The 20,484-nt window shown below is 53.3% G+C and carries 14 protein-coding genes; 7 read left to right on the forward strand and 7 right to left on the reverse strand.

Translation table 11 applies throughout. The features are described 5' to 3' along the window. Window positions 1-26 precede the first annotated feature (26 nt). Window positions 27-1,724, forward strand: coding sequence for an alpha/beta hydrolase family protein (locus PS2015_RS04695; RefSeq protein WP_237113382.1), 1,698 nt, complete (start codon window positions 27-29; stop codon window positions 1,722-1,724). 7 nt (window positions 1,725-1,731) lie between these two features. Here PS2015_RS04695 and PS2015_RS04700 read toward each other — a convergent pair whose 3' ends face one another. Both PS2015_RS04700 and PS2015_RS04705 read right to left on the reverse strand, forming a co-directional pair. Then, window positions 1,732-3,996, reverse strand: a complete 2,265-nt coding sequence (locus PS2015_RS04700; protein ID WP_058021138.1) for a penicillin acylase family protein — start codon at window positions 3,994-3,996, stop codon at window positions 1,732-1,734. Window positions 3,997-4,047: 51 nt separating this feature from the next. Next, window positions 4,048-5,370, reverse strand: a complete 1,323-nt coding sequence (locus tag PS2015_RS04705) for an APC family permease (protein ID WP_082627963.1) — start codon at window positions 5,368-5,370, stop codon at window positions 4,048-4,050. A 38-nt stretch (window positions 5,371-5,408) separates the two neighbouring features. Here PS2015_RS04705 and fghA point away from each other — a divergent pair, with 38 nt between their 5' ends. The 3 genes from fghA (at window position 5,409) to PS2015_RS04720 (ending at window position 9,226) form a co-directional block, all read left to right on the forward strand. After that, window positions 5,409-6,281: an S-formylglutathione hydrolase gene (fghA, locus tag PS2015_RS04710; protein ID WP_237113383.1), complete on the forward strand. Its 873-nt coding sequence runs from the start codon at window positions 5,409-5,411 to the stop codon at window positions 6,279-6,281. Window positions 6,282-6,343: 62 nt separating this feature from the next. Then, on the forward strand, window positions 6,344-7,450 hold the full coding sequence (locus tag PS2015_RS04715; RefSeq protein WP_058021139.1) for an S-(hydroxymethyl)glutathione dehydrogenase/class III alcohol dehydrogenase: 1,107 nt from the start codon (window positions 6,344-6,346) through the stop codon (window positions 7,448-7,450). A 306-nt stretch (window positions 7,451-7,756) separates the two neighbouring features. Further along, complete coding sequence (locus tag PS2015_RS04720; RefSeq protein WP_058021140.1) at window positions 7,757-9,226, forward strand: sodium:solute symporter family protein; 1,470 nt, start codon at window positions 7,757-7,759, stop codon at window positions 9,224-9,226. A gap of 53 nt (window positions 9,227-9,279) precedes the next feature. Here PS2015_RS04720 and PS2015_RS04725 read toward each other — a convergent pair whose 3' ends face one another. Then, window positions 9,280-10,347 carry a MinD/ParA family protein gene (locus PS2015_RS04725; protein ID WP_058021141.1) on the reverse strand — a complete coding sequence of 356 codons (1,068 nt, stop codon included), beginning with the start codon at window positions 10,345-10,347 and terminating at the stop codon, window positions 9,280-9,282. A 152-nt stretch (window positions 10,348-10,499) separates the two neighbouring features. On the opposite strand from PS2015_RS04725, the gene PS2015_RS04730 reads away from it, so the two are divergent. Both PS2015_RS04730 and PS2015_RS04735 read left to right on the forward strand, forming a co-directional pair. Next, window positions 10,500-12,500: an HDOD domain-containing protein gene (locus PS2015_RS04730; RefSeq protein WP_058021142.1), complete on the forward strand. Its 2,001-nt coding sequence runs from the start codon at window positions 10,500-10,502 to the stop codon at window positions 12,498-12,500. Continuing rightward, entirely contained in the window at window positions 12,497-14,656 is a 2,160-nt protein-coding gene (locus PS2015_RS04735; protein WP_058021143.1) for a putative bifunctional diguanylate cyclase/phosphodiesterase, read from the forward strand. Before PS2015_RS04730 ends, PS2015_RS04735 begins: the two co-directional genes overlap by 4 nt. A gap of 2 nt (window positions 14,657-14,658) precedes the next feature. On the opposite strand, the gene PS2015_RS04740 is transcribed toward PS2015_RS04735, so the two are convergent. Genes PS2015_RS04740 through PS2015_RS04750 form a run of 3 tightly spaced genes read right to left on the reverse strand, consistent with a single transcriptional unit; the run spans window position 14,659 to window position 19,497 of the window. Then, window positions 14,659-16,839: a M3 family metallopeptidase gene (locus tag PS2015_RS04740; RefSeq protein WP_335338256.1), complete on the reverse strand. Its 2,181-nt coding sequence runs from the start codon at window positions 16,837-16,839 to the stop codon at window positions 14,659-14,661. Window positions 16,840-16,875: 36 nt separating this feature from the next. Then, window positions 16,876-18,582 carry a peptide MFS transporter gene (locus PS2015_RS04745; protein WP_335338257.1) on the reverse strand — a complete coding sequence of 569 codons (1,707 nt, stop codon included), beginning with the start codon at window positions 18,580-18,582 and terminating at the stop codon, window positions 16,876-16,878. 36 nt (window positions 18,583-18,618) lie between these two features. Then, window positions 18,619-19,497, reverse strand: coding sequence for a sulfurtransferase (locus PS2015_RS04750; protein WP_058021145.1), 879 nt, complete (start codon window positions 19,495-19,497; stop codon window positions 18,619-18,621). 91 nt (window positions 19,498-19,588) lie between these two features. Between PS2015_RS04750 and PS2015_RS04755 the strand changes: the two genes are divergently transcribed. Beyond that, a complete protein-coding gene (locus PS2015_RS04755; protein WP_156412656.1) occupies window positions 19,589-19,990 on the forward strand; it encodes a hypothetical protein in 402 nt (133 codons plus the stop codon). Here the strand turns inward: PS2015_RS04755 and PS2015_RS04760 are convergent. Further along, window positions 19,967-20,317: a DUF454 family protein gene (locus PS2015_RS04760; RefSeq protein WP_058021147.1), complete on the reverse strand. Its 351-nt coding sequence runs from the start codon at window positions 20,315-20,317 to the stop codon at window positions 19,967-19,969. The two genes, PS2015_RS04755 and PS2015_RS04760, sit on opposite strands and share 24 nt — an antisense overlap. Window positions 20,318-20,484 lie beyond the last annotated feature (167 nt).

Here is a 20,484-nt window from a genome sequence, read left to right on the forward strand (position 1 = left end):
ATAGTCAGAGTGCAGAGGATGGACCAATGGCATCACAAAAAAACCTGATCATGCTGGGGAGTCTGTTGATTTTTCTAGGCTCACTGCTGGGACATCTGATTCAGACAGCAGGCGATGTCAGCATCAAGGATCTGCGGTTTACTGGCAGCAATGGCCAAACCTTGAGCGGCCTGCTGTATGTTCCGCCGGGCGCAACGGCTGAAACGCCGGCACCTGGCGTCCTGGCGGTGCATGGTTATATCAATTCCCGTGAGGTACAGGCTGGTTTTGCCATTGAGCTGGCGCGGCGTGGTTATGTAGTGCTGGCGCTGGATCAGAGTGGTCACGGCTATTCAGACGGTCCGGCGTTTTCAAACGGCTTCGGTGGTCCGGCGGCATTGGCCTATCTTCGTTCGCTGGATATCGTGGATAACAACAATATTGGCCTTGAAGGCCATTCCATGGGCGGCTGGACCATCCTGGCCGCAGCGGCTGCCATGCCGGATGCCTATAAGTCCATCGTCTTGCAGGGCTCCAGTACCGGCAGCGGATTTTCCGCCCCCGGCACTGCCGACTGGCCACGCAATGTGGCGGTGGTGTTTGCTCAGTATGACGAATTTTCGCCATTAATGTGGGAAGTAGAGCGGGGCAGTCAGGCGGCTGACAGTGCCAAACTACAGACTCTGTTTGGTACGGATCAGCGTATTGAGCAAGGCCGGCTTTATGGGAATATCGCACAGGGCACGGCCAGAATATTCCACAATCCCCCGGTGACTCATCCGGGCAATCACCTGTCACATCAGTCTATCCGCCACACCATTGACTGGTTTGACAGGACCCTGGAGGGTGGTCGATCCGCTGTCGGGCAGATCTGGTTTTTTAAGGAGCTGGGTACTCTGACGGCGTTTATTGGTCTGGTTATTCTGCTGTGCGGTGTCATGACAGCTTTGCTGAACACCACAGCATTTACCGGCTTACGTGCATTGCCACAGGGCAATGCCTGGCCTGAGCGATCAGCCAGGTGGTGGGGAGCTGCTGTGCTCAGTGCAATCATTCCGGTGGCGACCTTTTATCCGCTGTTCTCGCTGGCTGGCAACTGGCTACCGGCCAATAGCTGGCTGCCACAGCTTATCAGCAATCAGTTGATTGTCTGGGCAGTGGTTAACGGTCTGTTGTTGAGTGGTCTGGGCCTGGTCATCAAGACTGATAAAGTAGCATTTCAACAAATACCATTGATCAAGTCTGCCTTGTTGGCGGTGCTTGTTGTCAGTGCGGGTTACCTGACGCTATTGCTGGCTGACTTCTTTTTTAAAGTCGACTTCCGTTTCTGGTTTGTGGGTCTGAAATTGCTGAATTTGACACAGTTTCAGATTGCGCTTGTCTATCTGCCTCCGCTGTTTGTATTTTTTGTGCTGGCAGGTCGCGCCCTGCATGGTGGTATGTCTGTTGCGGGTGATTCTGTCACGCGGCAGTATCTGAGTAATGCGGCGATCATGGCAGGCGGTTTCCTGATTTTTCTGTTGCTGCAATACGGTAGTCTGTTTCTGCGCGGGGTTTTGCTGACCCCGGCTGAACCGCTCAATACCATCGTGATGATTCAGTTTGTGCCCCTGCTTTTGATCGTATCAGTGATTTCCACCTGCGCCTGGCGGCACACCGGCAGTTATCTGCCGGGTGCCCTGATCAATGCATTGTTTGTTGCTTGGTACCTTGTTGCCGGGCAAGCAACCCAGGCCGTGTGGTAAGTCTGGCTTATTCTCCCGGATGGTAGCGTCGCTGCGTGCGGCGCTCTACATCTTCCGGGTAAAAGGCAACGTCCTTGAAATCTCTGTCTACGTAACGCTGCGCCTGGTCATCAAAATGCGGTGACTGCGGATCATTGCTCTGTCCGCCCGCCAATATGGATTTGGCGCGCAGTCGCTCACCAAATTCCACCACAGCAACAAAGCTGTTGCCGGATGAACCATAAATACGATTTGTGCCAGGGTAGGCGCGAGCCCCGAAAGAGGCCAGGGCACCCCAGCGTGATGATGCCATACCAACGGGCAGGCTGGGTTCGTTGTCATTGTAGGGGTGATTAATTTCACCGGTGAGACGCTGGAAGCGATTGACCTCACCCCACGCAGTGTTCCATGAGCCGAATTTGTCATCGAGCTCCGCCACGGTGTCGGCGAACACCTGAAGACGTTCAGATGCCGGGCTGTCAGTGCCCAGCCAGTTGATCTGCTGCATCTGGCTCAGTCCATCAGGTGTATCGATGCGTTGCGCTGCATTCATGCCGTAAAAATGCGCCAGCGTCATCCCGACGGCTTCAGTGCTGACCCGAAAATCCCAATCGGCCAGTGCCTGTATCGGCTGCTCCAGTTGTGGCCAGTCTGCGGCATTTGCCTGCCAGGCGCTGATCAGTCCCGGAACAAGTTGTTCAAAGCCATTGATGTAGGGGTCATAGGCAAGGTCCAGTAATGACTCCAGGGTAAGATCTGAAGCCTGAGAGAGCAGGCGCACGGCCTGTACGCCACGGAAATTTTCCGCATCAGGGGCCATGTAAACAGGATAATCATCGGGGTCCGGACTGTTTTCACCGGCAACTGAGAACGGTGTGTTGTTGGTATTCTGTAACCAGCCATTGGGCGGATTGACGACCATAATGGTTTCGTCAACCTCGTGCACACCGTTCCAGTCAGTGGCCGGATTGCTGCCGTCAACGGGTTGTGAATAGTCAATTTGCGGATTGCGGCGGGGCATAAAATTGCCATGGAAATAGGCAATATTGCCGTCAGCATCGGCATAGACCGTGTTGTTGGAGGAGTTTGTGCGAATGTCCATCATGTCCAGGAATTCATCCAGATTGCTGGTTTTCATTCGAAGATAGGATTGTCGCAATGCATCAACCGGGTTCCAGTTAATTCGGGTGGTCACCCACTGACCATTGTTGAGGTGCGTGACCGGGCCCTGATGAGTGCGATAAACCGGGAATGAGCGCACTGACATCTGATCACCATCGCGGTATCGCAGATTGACACGTGATACTGACAACGGTCGCCATTCATCGCCGTAGCGGTATTTCAGCTCGCCATTGTCATTGGCCACCTGCTGTACGAACTCATCCATAAAGTCAGCGCCGGTGCTGGTGTGCATCCAGCCGTTGTGTTCGTTAAATCCCTGATAGATGAAGAACTGCCCCCAGGTTGATGCGCCGTAGGCGTTTAACCCTTCATCACTGACCAGGTGATACTCACCGCGAAAGAAGAAGCTGGTGTGCGGATTGACCAGCAGCAGGGCATTGCCGGTGGCGCTGACATCCCCGCTGATTGCAAACCCGTTGGAACCGGCGGGCTCATCAAAGATGGCGTTAGCCAGCGGCTCGTCGGCATGATGCCGGATGATCAGATTTGGGTCAGGAACGCTGTCCTGTACAGGCGGTAGCACGGACTGCAGGCTCTCGGCCTGACTGTAAAACGCCTCGATACCACGCAACGGGATCTGTTCAATATCGCCGCCGATGGAGCCTTCAAAAAAGTAGAACGGCATCCAGTTTTCAAAACGTGTCAACAGTTTTGGTTCGACCTGTGGATTTGACATCAGGTAGTAGTTCAATCCGTCGGCAAAGGCATCCGCTAATTGTTGCAGCCATTCAGGTGCCTGTTCATAGGCCTGGCGGGCTTCTTCTTCACTCATATAAAGACGTGCTCGAAGATCACTGTACAGGGCTGACTCACCTTCAACCTCTGCCAGCCGGCCGATCGCCCAGGTGTAATTGCGTTCAATGCGGGGGAAATCATCTTCAGCCTGAGCGTAGAGGAAACCAAACACAACATCGGCGTCGGTTGCGCCATAGATATGTGCCACGCCAAAGTCATCCCGCACAATCTCCACCCGCTCGGCCCGGGCCTGCAGACGTTGCTGCTCGGTCAATGGTGCCGGATTTGAGTCGTCCGTTTGCGGTAAGCAGGCTGCCAGAAATACAAGCAACACCGCCAGCGTAATAAAGTTAAAAAGCTGTCGTGTCAGTTGCATAGGTGCTCCATGTTGTCATATGTGTTTTTATTTATGTCAGTTCAGTGTGCATCAGCGAGAGACGCGTTCAGTAAGCCAGTAACTGATAAATCCCAGCACAATGACTGCCAATGCAATGGCGGCCTCCTGCGGCCGGTTCAGCGTAATGAAAGTCAGTGTCCAGATGACTATGGTACTGTAGATCAGTGGTGGCATGGGGTACAGCCATGTACGGTAGCCACTGTCGCCCTCCTGCTGATCTTTGCCTTGTCGGAAACGCAGCACAAACACGCCCAGTACGGTTGCCAGTGAGCTCAGCCCCAGAATAAAGCCGGAGAAAACCAGGATTGATTCAAATGTTGAGGTGATAATGAATAATACAGTCAGCGCTGCCTGAGTATAGATTGCGATTCGCGGCACACCATCGGCGTGACGAATAGACAGCCGATGGAACAAGCGGAAGTCCTCCCCCATGACCTGCAGAACCCGCGGACCTGCCATCAGCATGGCACTGACCGTGGAAATCAGCAGCAACGACAAGACTCCGCCCATCACCAATGCGCCGGTCTGGCCGAATGTCTGCTGCGCTACAATGACCCCGACCTCAATGCGTCCCTCCAGCATTTCCATGGGGACGGCGTACAGAAATGTGGCATTGAGGGCCAGATACAACACAATAACAACACTCGTTCCGGCTATCAGCACCAGCGGCACCGAGCGCCCCGGGTTGTCGACTTCGCCGGTGATATAGGTCGCCGCATTCCAGCCCGTGTAAGCGTAGTTGACGTAGATCAGTGCGACGGCAAATGCGCCGCTGGTCAACAAGGCGCCATCGCCTGCGTCCGGCAGAAAGTGGACAGCCTGAGGCTCAGATACGGTAGCACTGACGATCAGCACAAAACCGATGATCAGTATTATCTTGATGAGGGTGAACCAGTTCTGAAGGCCGCCGCTGGCCTTGTGATTGCGCCCATGGGTATAGGCAACCACCAATACCAGCGCCAGGGCCAGCGCCATGCGATTGAGTTCAACACCGGTCAAAGCCGAGTCCAGGTAGGCGGCAAAGGTCATGGCGGCCAATGCGGTGGGTGCGGCAAATCCAACGGTCAGTGATACCCAGCCAGACACAAAGCCGATCGACGGATGATAGATGCGGCTGAGAAAATTATACTCGCCACCCGAACGTGGCAGGCGCGCTGCCAGTTCCGCATAGGTCAGAGCTCCGCAAAGTGCTGCAATACCGCCGACCAGCCACAGCATAAGCAGCACGAATGTGGACTTGATGTCGATGATCTGATAGCCAAGACTGGTGAAAACACCGGTGCCAATCATATTGGCGATCACCACGGCAATCGCGGTGCTGGCTTTATAGCTGCCCTGGCTGGTGTGTGTCATTTTATGGCGCCATGGTTTATCTTGTAATGATTCGAAGTATGAGGGTATCCGAATTTATGTCCAGTGAAAATTCCAGTCTTTTCGAACGTGTCAGCGACGTTAAAACCTTTGGTGGACGTCAGATTCGTGTGCGGCACCAATCTGCAGTATTGAACTGTGAGATGCATTTTTCAGTGTTCCTGCCGCCGGCGGCAACCGATGATACAAAGGTGCCAAGCGTGTATTTCCTCTCAGGTTTGACCTGCAGCGACGAGAACTTCAGCACCAAGGCGGGGGCGCAGCGCGTGGCGGCTGAGCTGGGGCTGGCACTGGTGATTCCGGACACCAGTCCGCGTGGAGATGCAGTGGCCGATGATGAGTCTTATGATCTGGGCCAGGGGGCCGGATTCTATTTGAACGCGACCCAGGCACCCTGGTCAGAACACTATCGCATGTATGACTATATCACCGAGGAGTTGCCAACCCTGGTCGACGCTCACTTTCCTGTGACAGAGCGGAAAGCCATCAGTGGTCACTCCATGGGCGGTCACGGCGCTATTTCGATTGCATGCAAGTTACCAAAGCAATACAGCTCAGTATCCGCGTTTTCGCCTATTGTTAACCCGATGGTCTGTCCCTGGGGCGAAAAGGCCTTTACGCACTATCTGGGTGCCGAGCGAAGCACCTGGGCAGAGTACGATAGTGTTGAGCTGCTTCGGTCGAGGGGACTGGATCTGCCTCTGCTGGTCGATCAGGGCAGCGCTGATGGTTTTTTAGAAGAGCAATTGTTGACGGACAATCTGGTCGCCGTCAGTAAACATCTGGATCATGTCCAGATTCGTATGCAGACTGGTTATGATCATAGCTATTATTTTATTGCCACCTTCATAGAAGCTCATTTGCGCTTTCATGCGCAGCATCTGTCTGCATAGGTGGTAATTCGGCTTTGCTGAACTGAATGAAACTGAATTGAACGAGCTTGGGAGATATTGTCATGAAAACACGGGCAGCTGTGGCTTTTGCAGCCGGCAAACCTTTGGAAATCATCGAGGTTGATCTGGAGGGACCCCGGGCGGGTGAAGTCCTGGTGGAGTTAAAAGCCACTGGCGTCTGTCACACCGACGCATTCACATTGTCCGGCGACGATCCCGAGGGTGCCTTTCCGGCCATTCTGGGACACGAAGGTGCGGGGGTTGTTGTAGAAGTCGGTCCTGGCGTCAAGTCACTGAAACCCGGCGATACGGTGATCCCGTTGTATACGCCAGAATGTCGGGAATGCGAGTACTGTCTGCATCCCAAAACCAATCTCTGTCAGTCGATTCGCAGCACCCAGGGTCAGGGCCTGATGCCTGATGGCACCAGTCGATTCTCGCTGGATGGTAAACCCATTCTGCATTACATGGGCTGTTCGACTTTCTCCAACTACACGGTACTGCCGGAGATTGCCCTGGCAAAAATTCGCAGCGATGCACCGCTGGACAAGGTGTGTTATATCGGTTGCGGCGTGACCACAGGGGTTGGCGCTGTCATTTTTGATGCCAAGGTGGAGCCTGGCTCGCGCGTTGTTGTATTCGGTTTGGGCGGAATAGGTCTCAATGTAATACAGGCGGCACGTCTGGTGGGTGCCCGACAGATTATCGGCGTTGACATTAATCCGGCTAAAGTGGAGTTGGCGCGCAAGTTTGGCATGACTGATTTTATCAATCCCAAAGAGGTCGACAATGTCGTAGAAGCCATCGTGGATCTGACTCATGGAGGCGCTGATTACACCTTCGAATGCATCGGTAACGTCAACACCATGCGCCAGGCGCTGGAAGCCTGCCACAAGGGCTGGGGCGAATCCATCATCATTGGTGTCGCCGGTGCAGGCCAGGAAATCTCCACCCGGCCGTTCCAGCTGGTAACCGGTCGGGTCTGGCGCGGCAGCGCATTTGGTGGCGCACGCGGCCGTACGGATGTGCCCACAATCGTTGACTGGTACATGGAAGGGCGTCTCAACATTGACGATCTGATCACGCATACCATGCCGCTGGAAAAGATCAATGACGCCTTCGATCTGATGCACGAAGGTAAGTCAATCCGCAGCGTCGTGTTGTATTGACAGCCTGGCTTCACTGACAGCACTTGTCGGCGACGGGAGCAGCGGAGGCGTCCTCCTCAAGTTTTCGTCGCTCCTTTCTCCGCTGCTCCCGTCGCCTGGATTTGATTGTAGTGCCGCGCCCGGCGCTACGTCGGGAAGGCGCCAAAACCGGTAGGCACTGCGCTAGCGGGCAAACCGCAGTATTTCAACCGAACGATTGCTCCTCGTTTCGTATTGCTACACATTTTTGGTTAACTTCGAACAGCCGCTCAGGCTAGAATCCGCGCTCTGTTTTGAACACAAGAATTGTCCCGAGGGGGGAACAGCATGGATTCGGCAGGTATTACGATCATCGCCTACCTGGTTGTGGTTACATTGGTTGGCATGTATCTGACCAGGCGTAGCGACAGTTCGGATGACTGGGCAATTGGTGGCGGTGGCATGGGCTTGTGGCTTATCGCGGCGGGCATTGCCGGGACGCGTATCGGCGGTGCCGGCACATACGGGGTTGCCGGCGATACCATGAGCACAGGCGTTTGGAATATGTGGTATGGCGTCAATTCCTTTCTGGCGTTGGCGCTGGTGGGGGTCTTTTTTGCGGTGCCATACCGGCGATTGCGCCTGACCACTATTGGCGAGCTGTTTGTGCGTCGTCATGGCAGCTTGCGTAATGGCAGGCTCACCAGTCTGTGCGTGCAAACCGAATATCTGATAATCAATATTCTGGAGCCCTTGTTGATAGGCATCATTATCAGCGCTGTGTTTGGTATAAACCGGGAAGTGGCCATCATGCTGGGTGCGCTGATTATTATCAGCTCCACAACCCTTTCCGGGCTGCGCGGCGCCTCAGCCACCAATGTCATTCACGTTGTCGTGGTAACCTTCGGTCTGCTTTCCGTTGCGATTCTGGCCGGCGCTGAGCTGGGCGGTCCCAGCGGAATCAAACAGAAAGTAGACGCTGCTCTGATGAATTCGGACGTGGAACCAGCCAGTTGGTGGAGTTTTATTGGTCTGGGCTGGTTCCCCATTATCGCCATGTTCTTTTCGGCAGTGATTCATACGCCGGCTGCATCTGTTTACGTGAATTATTCAAGTTCGGCGCGCAAAGAAAGTTTGCTTGTTCCCGCGTTCCTGCTGGCCGGTCTGCTGGCCGCTTTGATGCCGGTATTGGCGTCCATTATCGGCATAGAAGCAGTGGCCAGGTACGGAACCGATAGTGGTATTACAAGCTATGCCACCATAACCCGTATCGCAACCGACACCGGACCCATTGTGGGCGGCATTGCGTTGGCAGCGGTACTCGCGGCACTTATCTCCTCAGGAGGCCCGATTCTGCTGTCCAGCGCTACATTGTTTGTAAACGACTGGATTCCGGGCTCAAAGGACTATACTCCTGCCCGCAAATTGAAAAACTATCGTATCACCAGCATCATTTACGGGCTGTTTGCCGGTGCGCTTGCCTGTGTGCTACCAATCAGTTCTGTGCTGGAGCTGCTGCTGCTTGGTTTCGCGATGGTTGTGCCTCCTGCATTAGCCATCGGCTTTATATTCTATTGGCGTAAAACGACAGAGCAGGGAGTGTTCTGGGGTATTGCCAGCGGATACGGTCTGGGCCTGGTCGGTTGGGCTGCCAATACTTTCATCTTTCATCTGGAAACAGATGTTGCTGCGTATTTCACGACACTGGTACCGATTGTTGTGATACCACTGGTGTCATTGATGACGCAGTCAGACCAGAATGTGCATGGAGAGCATGTTGACGGTTTCTATCAGGCATTGAAGACGCCAGTACCTTGACGACCTGCTGCCCGGTCGCATCTGTCCGGGGCAGCTGCTGTGGCGTGCAGGTTTTAGTGCGTATCAGGAATCAGTTCGCTGATTGGTTTGTCCGGATTGGCGCGCAGGTGACTGATCAACTGCTGCTGGGATCCAAAGCGATGACTGTCAAAACGAGGAAGGTGCTTTTCGACGGGCGGCGCAAGGACCTTGTTTAGCTGATCACGTAACCGTGTCAGATCGTGTACCGGGATTTTTCCCTGGCCGATCAGCTCGAGCAGTCGATCCTGCAGAACGTGGAAGGATAGATCGGTAGATTTGTTTGAGCGCGCGTTCTGAGACAGTCGGTACCAATAACGACTCAAAGCTGGCTGTGCGGGTGTCTCAGCCAGCTTTGCAGTCAGTGAGTCCGCCAGTCGCAAAAAGTGTCGGCATGACGGATCAGTCTCCGGAAACAGCGCGACCGGAGACTGCATGGTTACTGCGGCGCGCAGACTTTCGTCCTGCAATATGTAGCCCGCATAGCTGACATTGACGCCGATATATTTGCTGACAGCCCCGGCAAAACGCGTATAAACCTCCCGGGCCTGCTTAACATGACTGCACATATTCACGATAACATGATAGTTACGACGTCGGCCTTTCCGGCGCAGCACTTTGATCAGAGAAAAGGCATCAGTCAACGAAGTAGGTTCAGTGGTAATAACCAGCAGGGTGTGTTGAGCAGACAGAATGAAGCTTAAGGTACTGTCAGCCATACCTGCGGCTGTGTCTATAAGCAGGTAATCAAACTGGCGTTCGATGTCTGCCAATTGTTTTGCCAGTTTTACTTGTGCCCTGCTGCTGAGATCTGCACATTGCTCAATGCCGTTAGCGCCAGGGATCACTTTAAGCCCGTGCGGTGCGGATAACATGATGTCGTTGACTTTCATGTCAGAAAGCACAACATGCTCCAATCCATAAGTCGGTTTCAGACCCATCAGGATGTTGACGTTAGCCATGCCGGCGTCGGCATCAAACAGGCAGACCCTGTGGTTGGCGCGCGACAGGGCAAGGCCCAGATTCACGGCGATGCTGGACTTGCCTACACCACCTTTGCCGCTGCAGATGGCGATAACGTGAGAGGTATGCTCAGGGCGCATGGATTACAAGTATCATATATTTATTCATTTTTGCCTATCATAACTGAATTTGTTCGATTTTATCGGGTTTCCTGACTTTTATCGTTTGGCATGATGCGCGTGCTTTAAGTATACTCAGGCCACATTTCGGACACTCTGCAGCGGCTGAATGTATGACGGTGGTACAAAAACAAAGCCACACCCACAGAAATATCAGTAAACTGCCGGCTATGCCGCAGGCCTTGCTGCAAATTCTGGATGCCGTTTGTCAAGATGACACTGAGATCCAGGAGCTTGCCCGCCTGGTCCGTCAGGACGGTGTGATTACCGCACGCCTTCTGGCCATGGCCAATTCCACACTTTACAACCCGGGACGCTACTGTAATACGGTTGAAAGAGCACTTATGTGCCTGGGTATCCACAATATCCGGAAACTCTTGATTACCGCTGCTCTTCAGCAGCATTTCAGTGAACTGTCCGATAAGCAATATGAGTTTATGCAGGGCTTCTGGTTTCGGACTCTCAGACTCGCTCAAAGTGCCCAAGTGGTCGCAACCCTGACAGGGTACCACTCCCCGGCAGAAGCTTACCTGGCAGGTATGCTGGCGGATATTGGTGAGCTGGTTTTGCGTATGAACGGGCAGGATGATCAATCCGGCAGACTGCACTGTGAGATCGGCGCGGACTTGCTGTCCGGCTGGCAATGGAATGATTTTATCGCCGACGCTATCCGCTACCACCACCACTCAGTCATTGAAATTGCCGGTGCCCATCATCTGGTCAAAATTGTCAATCTGGCCAGCGAGTTCAGACAGGGAGACATACTCACAGACACTGCTGTCGATAAGGCAGCACGGCTGTTTGAGCTCAACGCAGAACTGGTAAATGAGTTGTATCAGCGTATTGGGCGTGACGTAGATCGGCTGGCGCAGACTCTGAACATCAGTAAAGGACAGGGTCACAGTGACGCGAGCAGAGCGCTGAAGGATCGGCTGGCGGAGCTGACCCAGACTCAGTTTTTGTCGCAGCCGCCGGATTCGGTGATTCAGGACCCTGAGCACACCAGTCAATGCATATCCGCCGCGTTGTCTATGGGGCTGGGCATCGAAAGACATATGCTATTCATTCACAACGCTGTCGACGAATCCCTTGAGGCCTTTGCTACAGCGGACGCTGAGCATCCTGCTTTCAAGGTGGCACTGAATCAGCACAATCTGCTGACTGATTGTTTTCACCAGTCCGCTCCGTTGGCCGCGGCAGAGGGCTCTGAGAACACGCTGAGCGTTGTAGAGCAACAGCTGCTGCGCTATTGCGCCCAGCCTGGATTGCTGGTTTTGCCATTCAGGACAAGCTTGCACAGCGGTGTATTGGTGGCCGGAGCCAGTCAGCCTCTGATCAGTGAGTGCCAGCGAAAATTCCGTTACTGGCAGTATTTCGTGAATGCTGTGATGACCTCAATGCTGCCGATATTAAGGCGCAAGGAAGACGAGTCAGTTGTGCAGGAACAGCTAAATCAGCGCATCAAAGAGGCGGTACACGAGATCAGTAATCCCCTGACGGTGGTAAATAACTATCTGGAGGTGCTTCGTCACAGGCTGGCTGAGCATGACGGGCTTGATAATGAGCTGACGCTTATCAAGGAAGAAATAGACCGTGCTGGAAGCCTATTGCTTAAGCTGAGTGATGCAGGACTGTCGGATCCTGTTGGTTTGACGGATATTAACTCGGTGATCGCAGATCAACTTGAGCTGTTTAACAGATCAATGTGTGAGTCACGTAATGTTCAGGTGACCTGGCGAGCAGATTCCACGCTGAAACCTTTGTCAGTGGAACGAGGCGCGTTCAAGCAGATCATGATCAATTTGATTAAAAACGCGATCGAAGCAATGCCTCAGGGTGGCACATTAACTGTGAGATCCTCTGCTCAGGTGCTGTTTAACGGCCGCGCGTATGCTGCCGTGACCGTTCAGGATACCGGCGGTGGCATGGATAAAGAAGTGCTGCAGAACTTGTTTCAACCTGGCCGGAGTACCAAAAAAACGGCTAATTCGGGCCTCGGTCTGAGTATTGTGAAAAAGCTGGTGGATGCAATGGGTGCACATATTGAATGCAGTCCGACTGATGAAGGCACACAGTTCAGAGTTCTTTTTAAAATGGAGTATTCGTCGGAATGAGCGCCGTTTTACAGCCACAGCAAGTGAAGGCGTCTGGCTGCCGGATTCTGGTGGTTGATGATGATCAGCGCATGGCCGAAAGCCTGCAGAAACTTTTGCTCATGCACGGCCATGATGTTGATACCGTATTTGGGGGGCGGGCCGCTCTGCACCAGCTCAGTCAGGATAACTACGACTTGGTGCTGCTGGATCTGGCCATGCCTGACCTGGACGGGCACACCGTGCTGCGTCATATGAATCAACACGGCAGCAACGCACTGTGCATAGTGGTCAGCGGTGAGCGCTCCTTTAATGATGTGAGTCAGGCCTTGCGCAATGGTGCCTATGATTATCTGCGCAAACCGTTTGCTACTGATGAGTTGCTGACAACTGTCAATAATGCCGCCAACAAGAAAAAATTGCAGGACAGTCATGACGTTGTGCAGCAGAAACTGATTCGCTCAGAGCAGTTGCATCGCTTCATGGTTGAGCACTCACCGGATATTATTTTTGTTCTGGATGCCGGTGGTAACTTCAGTTTCTTGAATCAGAAAATTGAAGGGTTGCTGGGATACTCAAGCGAGAGTCTCCTGGGAGAACCTTTTAGCTCAATAGTGCATCCGGACAGCCGTGAGAAAGCAATCTATTTTCTGGACGCCATGCATGCGCCAGGCGAATCAGAAAGGAGCATTGATCTGGTTTTGTGCGGGCGCTCAGCGCTGTCACGTCAGCGCCACTTTGAACTGACCGTGTCACGGATTGATGAAAATAGCGAGCTGGCGCGCCACTCAGAACACCGGTACGAGATTTACGGTACTGCACGGGATATCAGTGAGCAGGTCGAAGCAGAGGAATTTATCAACTTTCAGGCCTACCACGACATCCTGACCCGCCTGCCCAATCGTTCCTTATTCAAAGATCGCCTGAGTGTGGCGATTACTCAGGCCCAGCGCAATAACGAAAAGCTGGCGGTGATGTTTATTGATCTGGACCGCTTCAAGCTGATCAATGATTCGCTGGGTCACACTATGGGCGACCGCCTGTTGCAGGCAGTGTCCCAAAGGTTGCTCAAGTGCGTCAGAAAGGGCGACACACTGTCGCGCTTTGGTGGAGATGAATTTACTTTGCTGCTGCCCGATATTGCGCATGATGATGCAGCAAGTCAGGTTGCCGAAAAAATACTCGATGCGATCAAGTCGCCATTCATGATAGCGGATCATGAAATTTACATCGGTGCGAGCATAGGCATTGCTGTTTACCCGGATGCCGGTGACAATCTGGAAGCGTTGATTAAAAACGCTGATATTGCCATGTATCGCATAAAAAACAGCGGTAAGAACGGGTCAATATTATTCAATGCAGAGATGAATGGCAGCGTGAATAGGCGGCATGCGCTGGAGCAGGATTTGCGACGTGCTCTGCAGAATAACGAGATGGAGATCTGTTACCAACCGTTGGTTAATACAGAAAGCACGGCGCTGCATGGGGTAGAGGCCCTGATTCGCTGGAATCACCCGCGATACGGACGATTGTCGCCCGCTGAATTTATACCAATAGCAGAAGATAATCGATTGATAATAGATATTGACCGACAGACTTTGCGCGATGCCTGTCTGCACGTTAAAGCCTTGCATGATGCAGGCCACCCGGGTCTTAAGTTATCAGTTAATCTGTCGCCGGTCATGGTTGAACGCGATGACTTTGTTGACCACGTTGCGGCAACACTTGAAATAACCGGTTTTCCGTCCGACTGCCTGCAACTGGAGATCACTGAAGGTTTGCTGCTCAACGACCGCAGCGATATCGTAGAGAAACTGGAAAGTCTCACGAGAATGGGACTCAGTCTGGCCATCGATGATTTCGGAACCGGTTTTTCTTCGCTTAGCTATCTGCAGAAATTCCCGATCAGCACATTGAAAATCGATCGCAGCTTTGTACAGAAGCTGCATCAAAAGAATGATGATGCCTGTATTGTCGGAGCGATTGTATCCATGGCCCAGGGCCTGCGCCTGCAGATCGTGGCCGAGGGCGTCGAACATGTGTCGCAATTTAACTATCTGCGCTCTCTGGGTTGCGATGTCGTGCAAGGCTACCTTTTCGGGGCACCCGGCACCATGGAGGAATTGCTTGGACGTTATCCGGGGCTGGTGTCAAGCGGCACAGCCGCCCCGGAGTAGCTTCAGTCAGCCAGGCCTCGTCGGCGTAACATGTGTGCCGGGTCGGGCTGACGGTCAGCGAAATCGAGATATAACTGCATGGCATCGGCGCTGCCGCCGCGCGAGAGCAAAGTATCCCGGAAATGCTGACCATTTTCACGACGCATGCCACCGTTTTCACGGAACCACTCCACGGCATCAGCGTCGAGCACTTCTGACCAGATATAAGAGTAATAGCCGGCAGAGTACCCCCCCATGATGTGAGAAAAGTATGCTGTGCGGTAACGAGGTGGAACCGGGGCGTAGTCCAGACCCTGCTCACGTAAAACCTGCTGTTCAAAGTTGATCAGTTCATCGGCTTCCGGCAGCCGTTCCAGAGGTAACTGGTGTAATGCCTGGTCGAGTACTGAGGCGGCGATGTATTCTGTCGTGCCGTAGCCCTGGTTGAACTGCTCCGCGTCCAGAACCTTATCCAATAGCTCCAGGGGTATCTGCTCTCCGGTTTTATAGTGCCGGGCATAGTTTTGCAGGACTTGCGGCCAGGAAGCCCACATTTCATTGACTTGTGAAGGGAATTCAACGAAGTCGCGTGGTACTGCCGTGCCGGCAAAAAACGGGTAATTCACCCGTGTCATAATGCCGTGTAAGACATGTCCGAACTCGTGGAACATCGTGGTGACTTCGTCAAAAGTAAGCAAGGTTGGTTCGCCGACCGGTGGCTTGGTGATATTTTGATGCATGGCAATCACCGGATGTCCGCCGCTCAGTTCGCTGGGCAGATCATAGCTGTTCATCCAGGCGCCGCCGCGTTTGCTGGACCGTGCGTAGAAGTCAGTTAACATCAGTCCCAGCGGAGATCCATCAGTATCGAATACTTCCCAGACAGTGACGTCGTCGTGGTAGGCGGGCAGATCATCTCGATGCTTGAAGGTCAAACCATAAACCTGCTCGGCAGCGTAGAATACCCCGTTGGTCAAGACGTTAGTCAGTTCAAAGTAGGGGCGTACTTCTGATTCGTCAAAGGCGTAGCGCTCTGCCCGAACTTTTTCTGCATAATAGGACCAGTCCCAGGCCGCCAGCTCAAAAGGCTCAGACTCTGATGCATTGATCATCTCCTGAATGGCTTCGCCTTCGGCGCGGGCGTTGGCAACGGCAACAGGCACTATGTCATTGAGCATTTCGTTGACCGCAGCTGCACTGCCGGCCGTCTGCTCAGACAGGATATAGTCGGCGTGCGTATCGTAACCTAGCAGCCGTGCCCGTTCGGCGCGCAACCTGAGCGTGCGGGCAACGATTTTGCGTGTATCATAGTCGTTGCCGCGAATGCCGCGTTGCAGGGACGCTGTGTGAATCTGTTCTCGCAGGTCGCGATTGCTGAGAGAGCTCAGGATCGGCTGATTGCTGGTGTTAAGCAGAGTAATCAGATATTGACCGTCATGACCGCGCATCTGCGCTGCCTGAGCAGCCGACTGAATTTGCGATTCAGACAACCCGGCCAGTTGTTCTCTAGAATTGACCAGCAAAGCTGAGTCATTCACTTCAGCAAGCACGTTCTGACTGAACGCAGTGCCCAGAGAAGCCAGTTCGGAGTTGATGTCTCTGAGCTGGGTCTTTTGTTCTTCGGTCAGCAATGCACCCGAGCGGACAAATCTTGTATGGTAGCGCTCCAGCAGTCGCATAGATTCGGCATCCAGGTTTAATTCATTGCGCTGCTGGTAGACATGTTGCAGACGGGAAAACAATTCTGCATTCAGATTGATGGTGTCATTATGCGCGGACAGGCGCGGCGAGATTTCACGCTGAATCTGCTGCAGTTCGGCACTGGTGTTGGCACCGACCAGATTAAAGAAAACCCGCCTGACACGATCCATATCCCGACCGCTGCGCTCCATCGCCACAATGGTGTTTTCAAAACTTGCAGTTTCCTGATTGTTCGCAATACGCTCTATTTCCTGAAGTTCAATCTGCATGGCACGTTCAAAAGCTGGCAGGAAATGTTCCGCGCGGATCTGATCAAATGGCGGCAGCCCATAGGGCAGGGTGCTTTCTGCAAAAAAAGGATTGCTTTGATTAGGGGCTTGCTCAGAAGCCTGTAGATTGTTGTCAGTCATGGTGTTGTCAGTTGCAGTGCTGCTGCTATTGTCAGAGCATGCTGCCATTGCGGCACTGATACCGACGGCCAGGCCCAGTTTGCGAAATTTCACGAGTACTCCGATATGTAGAATTGTGTTTAGGCGGACTTACTCCGCATCGTGCATCAATCTCTTGATGATTGGGGCGATCAGCAACATTACAAGCGCAATGACCATGGCGACATTGCCAACATTGGTGTAGACCTCAACGTAGGTTGCTTTGGCGGCAGCGGAATTGGTCAACTGGCCACCAATCGTTTCGGCACCTGTTCCGGCGGCAATGATGCCCGCCAGATAATTCGACAGGCCACTATACAGAAACCATGCGCCCATGGTCATGCCAACCGCCCTGACCGGGGCCAGTTTTGTCACTACCGACAGGCCGACGGGCGAAATCATCAGTTCTCCCATTGTGTGGATCCAGTAAATCAGAAAGATGAAATAGACGGCTGTCATTCCGGCGTCCCCGGAGAGTTTCATGCCGGCAACCAGGGCCAGAAATCCCAGACCGGCCAGGAAAACACCCATTGCAAATTTGACTGGTGTAGATGGGTTAAGATTGCGCCTGGCCAGGGCGACCCATAGCCACGCCAGCAGAGGCGCAAAAATCACGATGAAAGCGGCATTTAAAGACTGAAAAACCGGAGCGGGTACCGTCATGCCCCACATGGTCCGGTCGACCAGGCGGTCCGTGAACAGATTGAGCGACGAGCCCGCCTGTTCAAACAATGCCCAGAAGGGGATTTGTGCCAGAATAAAGTACAAGGCTGCAAACATTTTGCTGCGCTCAGTGCCCTGACAAGCCAGTAGCGCATAGCCGATCATTACTGCCAGAATAATCAGTCCCAGCAGACCAACATATCCCTGTTCGACCAGGTGAGCGTTCATGACAATGATCATGGAAACAGCAATGATGCCTATGCCGGTCAGATAGCATGTCCATTCCAGGTTCACCGGACCAAGCACTTTGTCTTTCAGACGTTTCGCATCGGGCGGTTCTCCTCTGCCCTCCAGCCAGCTCTGATAGCGTATAAAAATGGCCAGCCCTGCGAGCATGCCGATGCCAGCCAGACCAAAGCCGTACTTCCAGCCATACACAATGCCCAGATAGCCGCAGGCAATTGAAGACAGAAATGAGCCCAGATTAATGCCCATGTAAAAAATCGTGAAACCGGAATCCCGGCGGGTGTCACCCACGCCATACAAGTCCCCAACCATGGCAGAGATATTAGCTTTCAGGAAACCAACGCCGGTGATAATCAGAGCCAATGAGAGGTAAAGGATGTTGATGTATAGTGGTTCGGACTCAATACGTGTTGAATAATCCTGGACTGCAATCAGTTCCGGCAGTCCGACAGCGGCCGGGTCAGCAATTTGCATAAAGCGGGCATCATCAATAAAACTGATGCGGGAACTGCCGTCGTCGGACAGCAGTATCTGATTGGCTTCGCCTCCGCGACCGTCCAGTGTCAATTGGTATTCGGCACCATTGTACGACATAATCTGACGGGATCCGTTGCCCTCAAACGCCATGCCCGTGTGCCCCAATACCAGCAATATAGCGCCAAATGTCACAGCTTTTCGAGTGCCCAGATAGCGATCGGCGAGTATGCCGCCGATAATTGTCATCACAAACACAAGGGCCGTGTAGGCACCGTAGAGGACGGTAGATCTTTCATCGGAAAACAGAAAATGCTGGGTCAGGTAGATGATCAGCAGGGCGCGCATTCCATAATACGAAAAGCGCTCCCACATCTCTGTCAGGAAAAGTATGGCCAACCCGCGGGGATGGCCAAGCAGGGTATTGTTATTCAAAGAATCATGTCCCTGAAAAGTGATGAGCCTGTCCTGTTATTTTTCATTCATCATTGGTCGCTGAGCATCCATAGCCCACTCCGTAATGCTTTCTGCATACAGGCGGGTATTCTGGTAGCCCCCCAGTTCACTGATGACAAACCAGTTGATGGAGCCCAGGTGACCGGTATTGCAGAAGGTCAGAGTGAGCTCTGCATCAGGGTTGGCCTGCGCATTCAGCATGGCTGTCAGGTCACTGACCGGTTGCATGCGATTGCCCTGAAACCAGTTTTCAAAGCTCAGGTTACTGGCGCCGGGCAGGGTGCCGGCACGGGCTGCTGCAGTTTGGTCGCCAGTAAAAAATGCCGCCGGTCGAGCATCAATGATCTGAGCGTCGCCATTGGACACCAGCTGTTCAATTTGTTCTGTGCTGAGACGATACTCATCGCTCCATTGCGGTCGAAAGTCTGAGCGCTCCACCTGAACCGTCTCCGTGCTCAAGGAGAATCCGGCAGCCTGCCAGGCCGCTAACCCACCGTTGAGTACAGCCAGATCTTTGACGCCCAGTGATTTGAGAGTCCAGTACACACGGGTGGCCGCTCCCATGTCGGCGGCATTGGCGCCGCCATGAACCAGTACAACCGGTGTCTCTTCATCGATACCCAGTTGCTGGACAATGTCAGTCAGCACATCCAGTGACGGCAGTTCGCCGGCATTCTGCTGAGGACCTCGGAATCTCGGGTAGGGTACATGCACCGAGCCGGGTATGTGTCCTGAGGCATAGTCACCTGTGAGTTGGACAATCCTGATACTTTTATCTGTTGAGCTGATGTTAAGTAGCTGAGCGGGTTCCAGCAGCGGTGACCAGCCGGCGGGCGCCGCCAGGGCGACAGAGGAACTAAACAGATATACAAACAGCCAGGCCAGGCGCTTCATGATCAAATTCTCCATTGCATCAATAAAACAGGTCGATGTGACGGAAGTATACGCTTTACAATGTTGACCGGCCAGAATTCGGAGGTAGGCAGTGACGGTCCCCGGTAAACAACGTGAATGTCTCAATTGCGGTATGCAGCACCGGCTGACACCTGGCAGTATTCTTGACCGTTGCCATGAGCAGTTCTGCAGCAAATGTGACGCGTCACTTTGGGAGCTGTCAGATGGCTCAACAGTGACTGTGGATATTGCACACAACAAGGAGACTGTCGCGGAAGCACTCGCCAAGTGTAATCTGGCACTGGAAGACGCCTGGCAGGGCTCCTATGCTTCAGAGCTGCGAATCATCGTGGGAGGCGGCCTTATACGTGATGCCGTCCTGGCGGAGTTGTACTTCCGGCACCAAAGTGGCGTGGTGCGCGGTTACCGGGAGGAGAATCGCGGCGCCATTCTGGTCACAATTCGTGACTTACCGGGTCACGGAGCGTTTTAGTAGGCCAGCAGCTGCGCGCACGGCGCTGAGCATGCCCTTGACAAGCAACAGGCCCGACAAAGCCAGCTTGCGTCCCAGAGGCAGTCTGGAGGAGGTCTGCCAGGTATGCATGTGCTGCCGGAACCAGGCACTGGAATGGGCGGCCTGTGACGCCCGCCGGGATACTCGCGTTGTCAACAATACAGCCAGAAAGAGGAACAGCACACCCGGGATTACTGGCAGTATCAGGCCAATCACACCTATCACCAGGAATGCTCCGATTATAAAGATGGATGCGATTTTGGCGTACAGTGGTAATGGTCGGAAGTGCGGTGTGGGCAAATGCACGATAACTGTCCTCTCAGCGTGTGTACAGGTTAAGACCGACATTTTGCGGGAAATAATCCAGCGTTTTGTCGATCGTCGGAAAAACAATCCGTATAAACAATATACTGACATCATGCAGACATCGTGCCGATTTTAGTTTATTGATATTATTATAAAAAATATTGGCC

The organism is Pseudohongiella spirulinae (assembly GCF_001444425.1).
Classification (GTDB): Bacteria; Pseudomonadota; Gammaproteobacteria; order Pseudomonadales; family Pseudohongiellaceae; genus Pseudohongiella; species Pseudohongiella spirulinae.

Bases quoted from the DNA above. Each gene is read 5' to 3' on its own strand.
- PS2015_RS04705 (WP_082627963.1), bottom strand. From the start codon at position 5,370: ATGACACACACCAGCCAGGGCAGCTATAAAGCCAGCACCGCGATTGCC.
- PS2015_RS04735 (WP_058021143.1), top strand. From the start codon at position 12,497: ATGAGCGCCGTTTTACAGCCACAGCAAGTGAAGGCGTCTGGCTGCCGG.
- PS2015_RS04725 (WP_058021141.1), bottom strand. From the start codon at position 10,347: ATGCGCCCTGAGCATACCTCTCACGTTATCGCCATCTGCAGCGGCAAA.
- PS2015_RS04715 (WP_058021139.1), top strand. From the start codon at position 6,344: ATGAAAACACGGGCAGCTGTGGCTTTTGCAGCCGGCAAACCTTTGGAA.
- PS2015_RS04730 (WP_058021142.1), top strand. From the start codon at position 10,500: ATGACGGTGGTACAAAAACAAAGCCACACCCACAGAAATATCAGTAAA.
- PS2015_RS04695 (WP_237113382.1), top strand. From the start codon at position 27: ATGGCATCACAAAAAAACCTGATCATGCTGGGGAGTCTGTTGATTTTT.
- PS2015_RS04750 (WP_058021145.1), bottom strand. From the start codon at position 19,497: ATGAAGCGCCTGGCCTGGCTGTTTGTATATCTGTTTAGTTCCTCTGTC.
- PS2015_RS04700 (WP_058021138.1), bottom strand. From the start codon at position 3,996: ATGCAACTGACACGACAGCTTTTTAACTTTATTACGCTGGCGGTGTTG.
- fghA (WP_237113383.1), top strand. From the start codon at position 5,409: ATGAGGGTATCCGAATTTATGTCCAGTGAAAATTCCAGTCTTTTCGAA.
- PS2015_RS04720 (WP_058021140.1), top strand. From the start codon at position 7,757: ATGGATTCGGCAGGTATTACGATCATCGCCTACCTGGTTGTGGTTACA.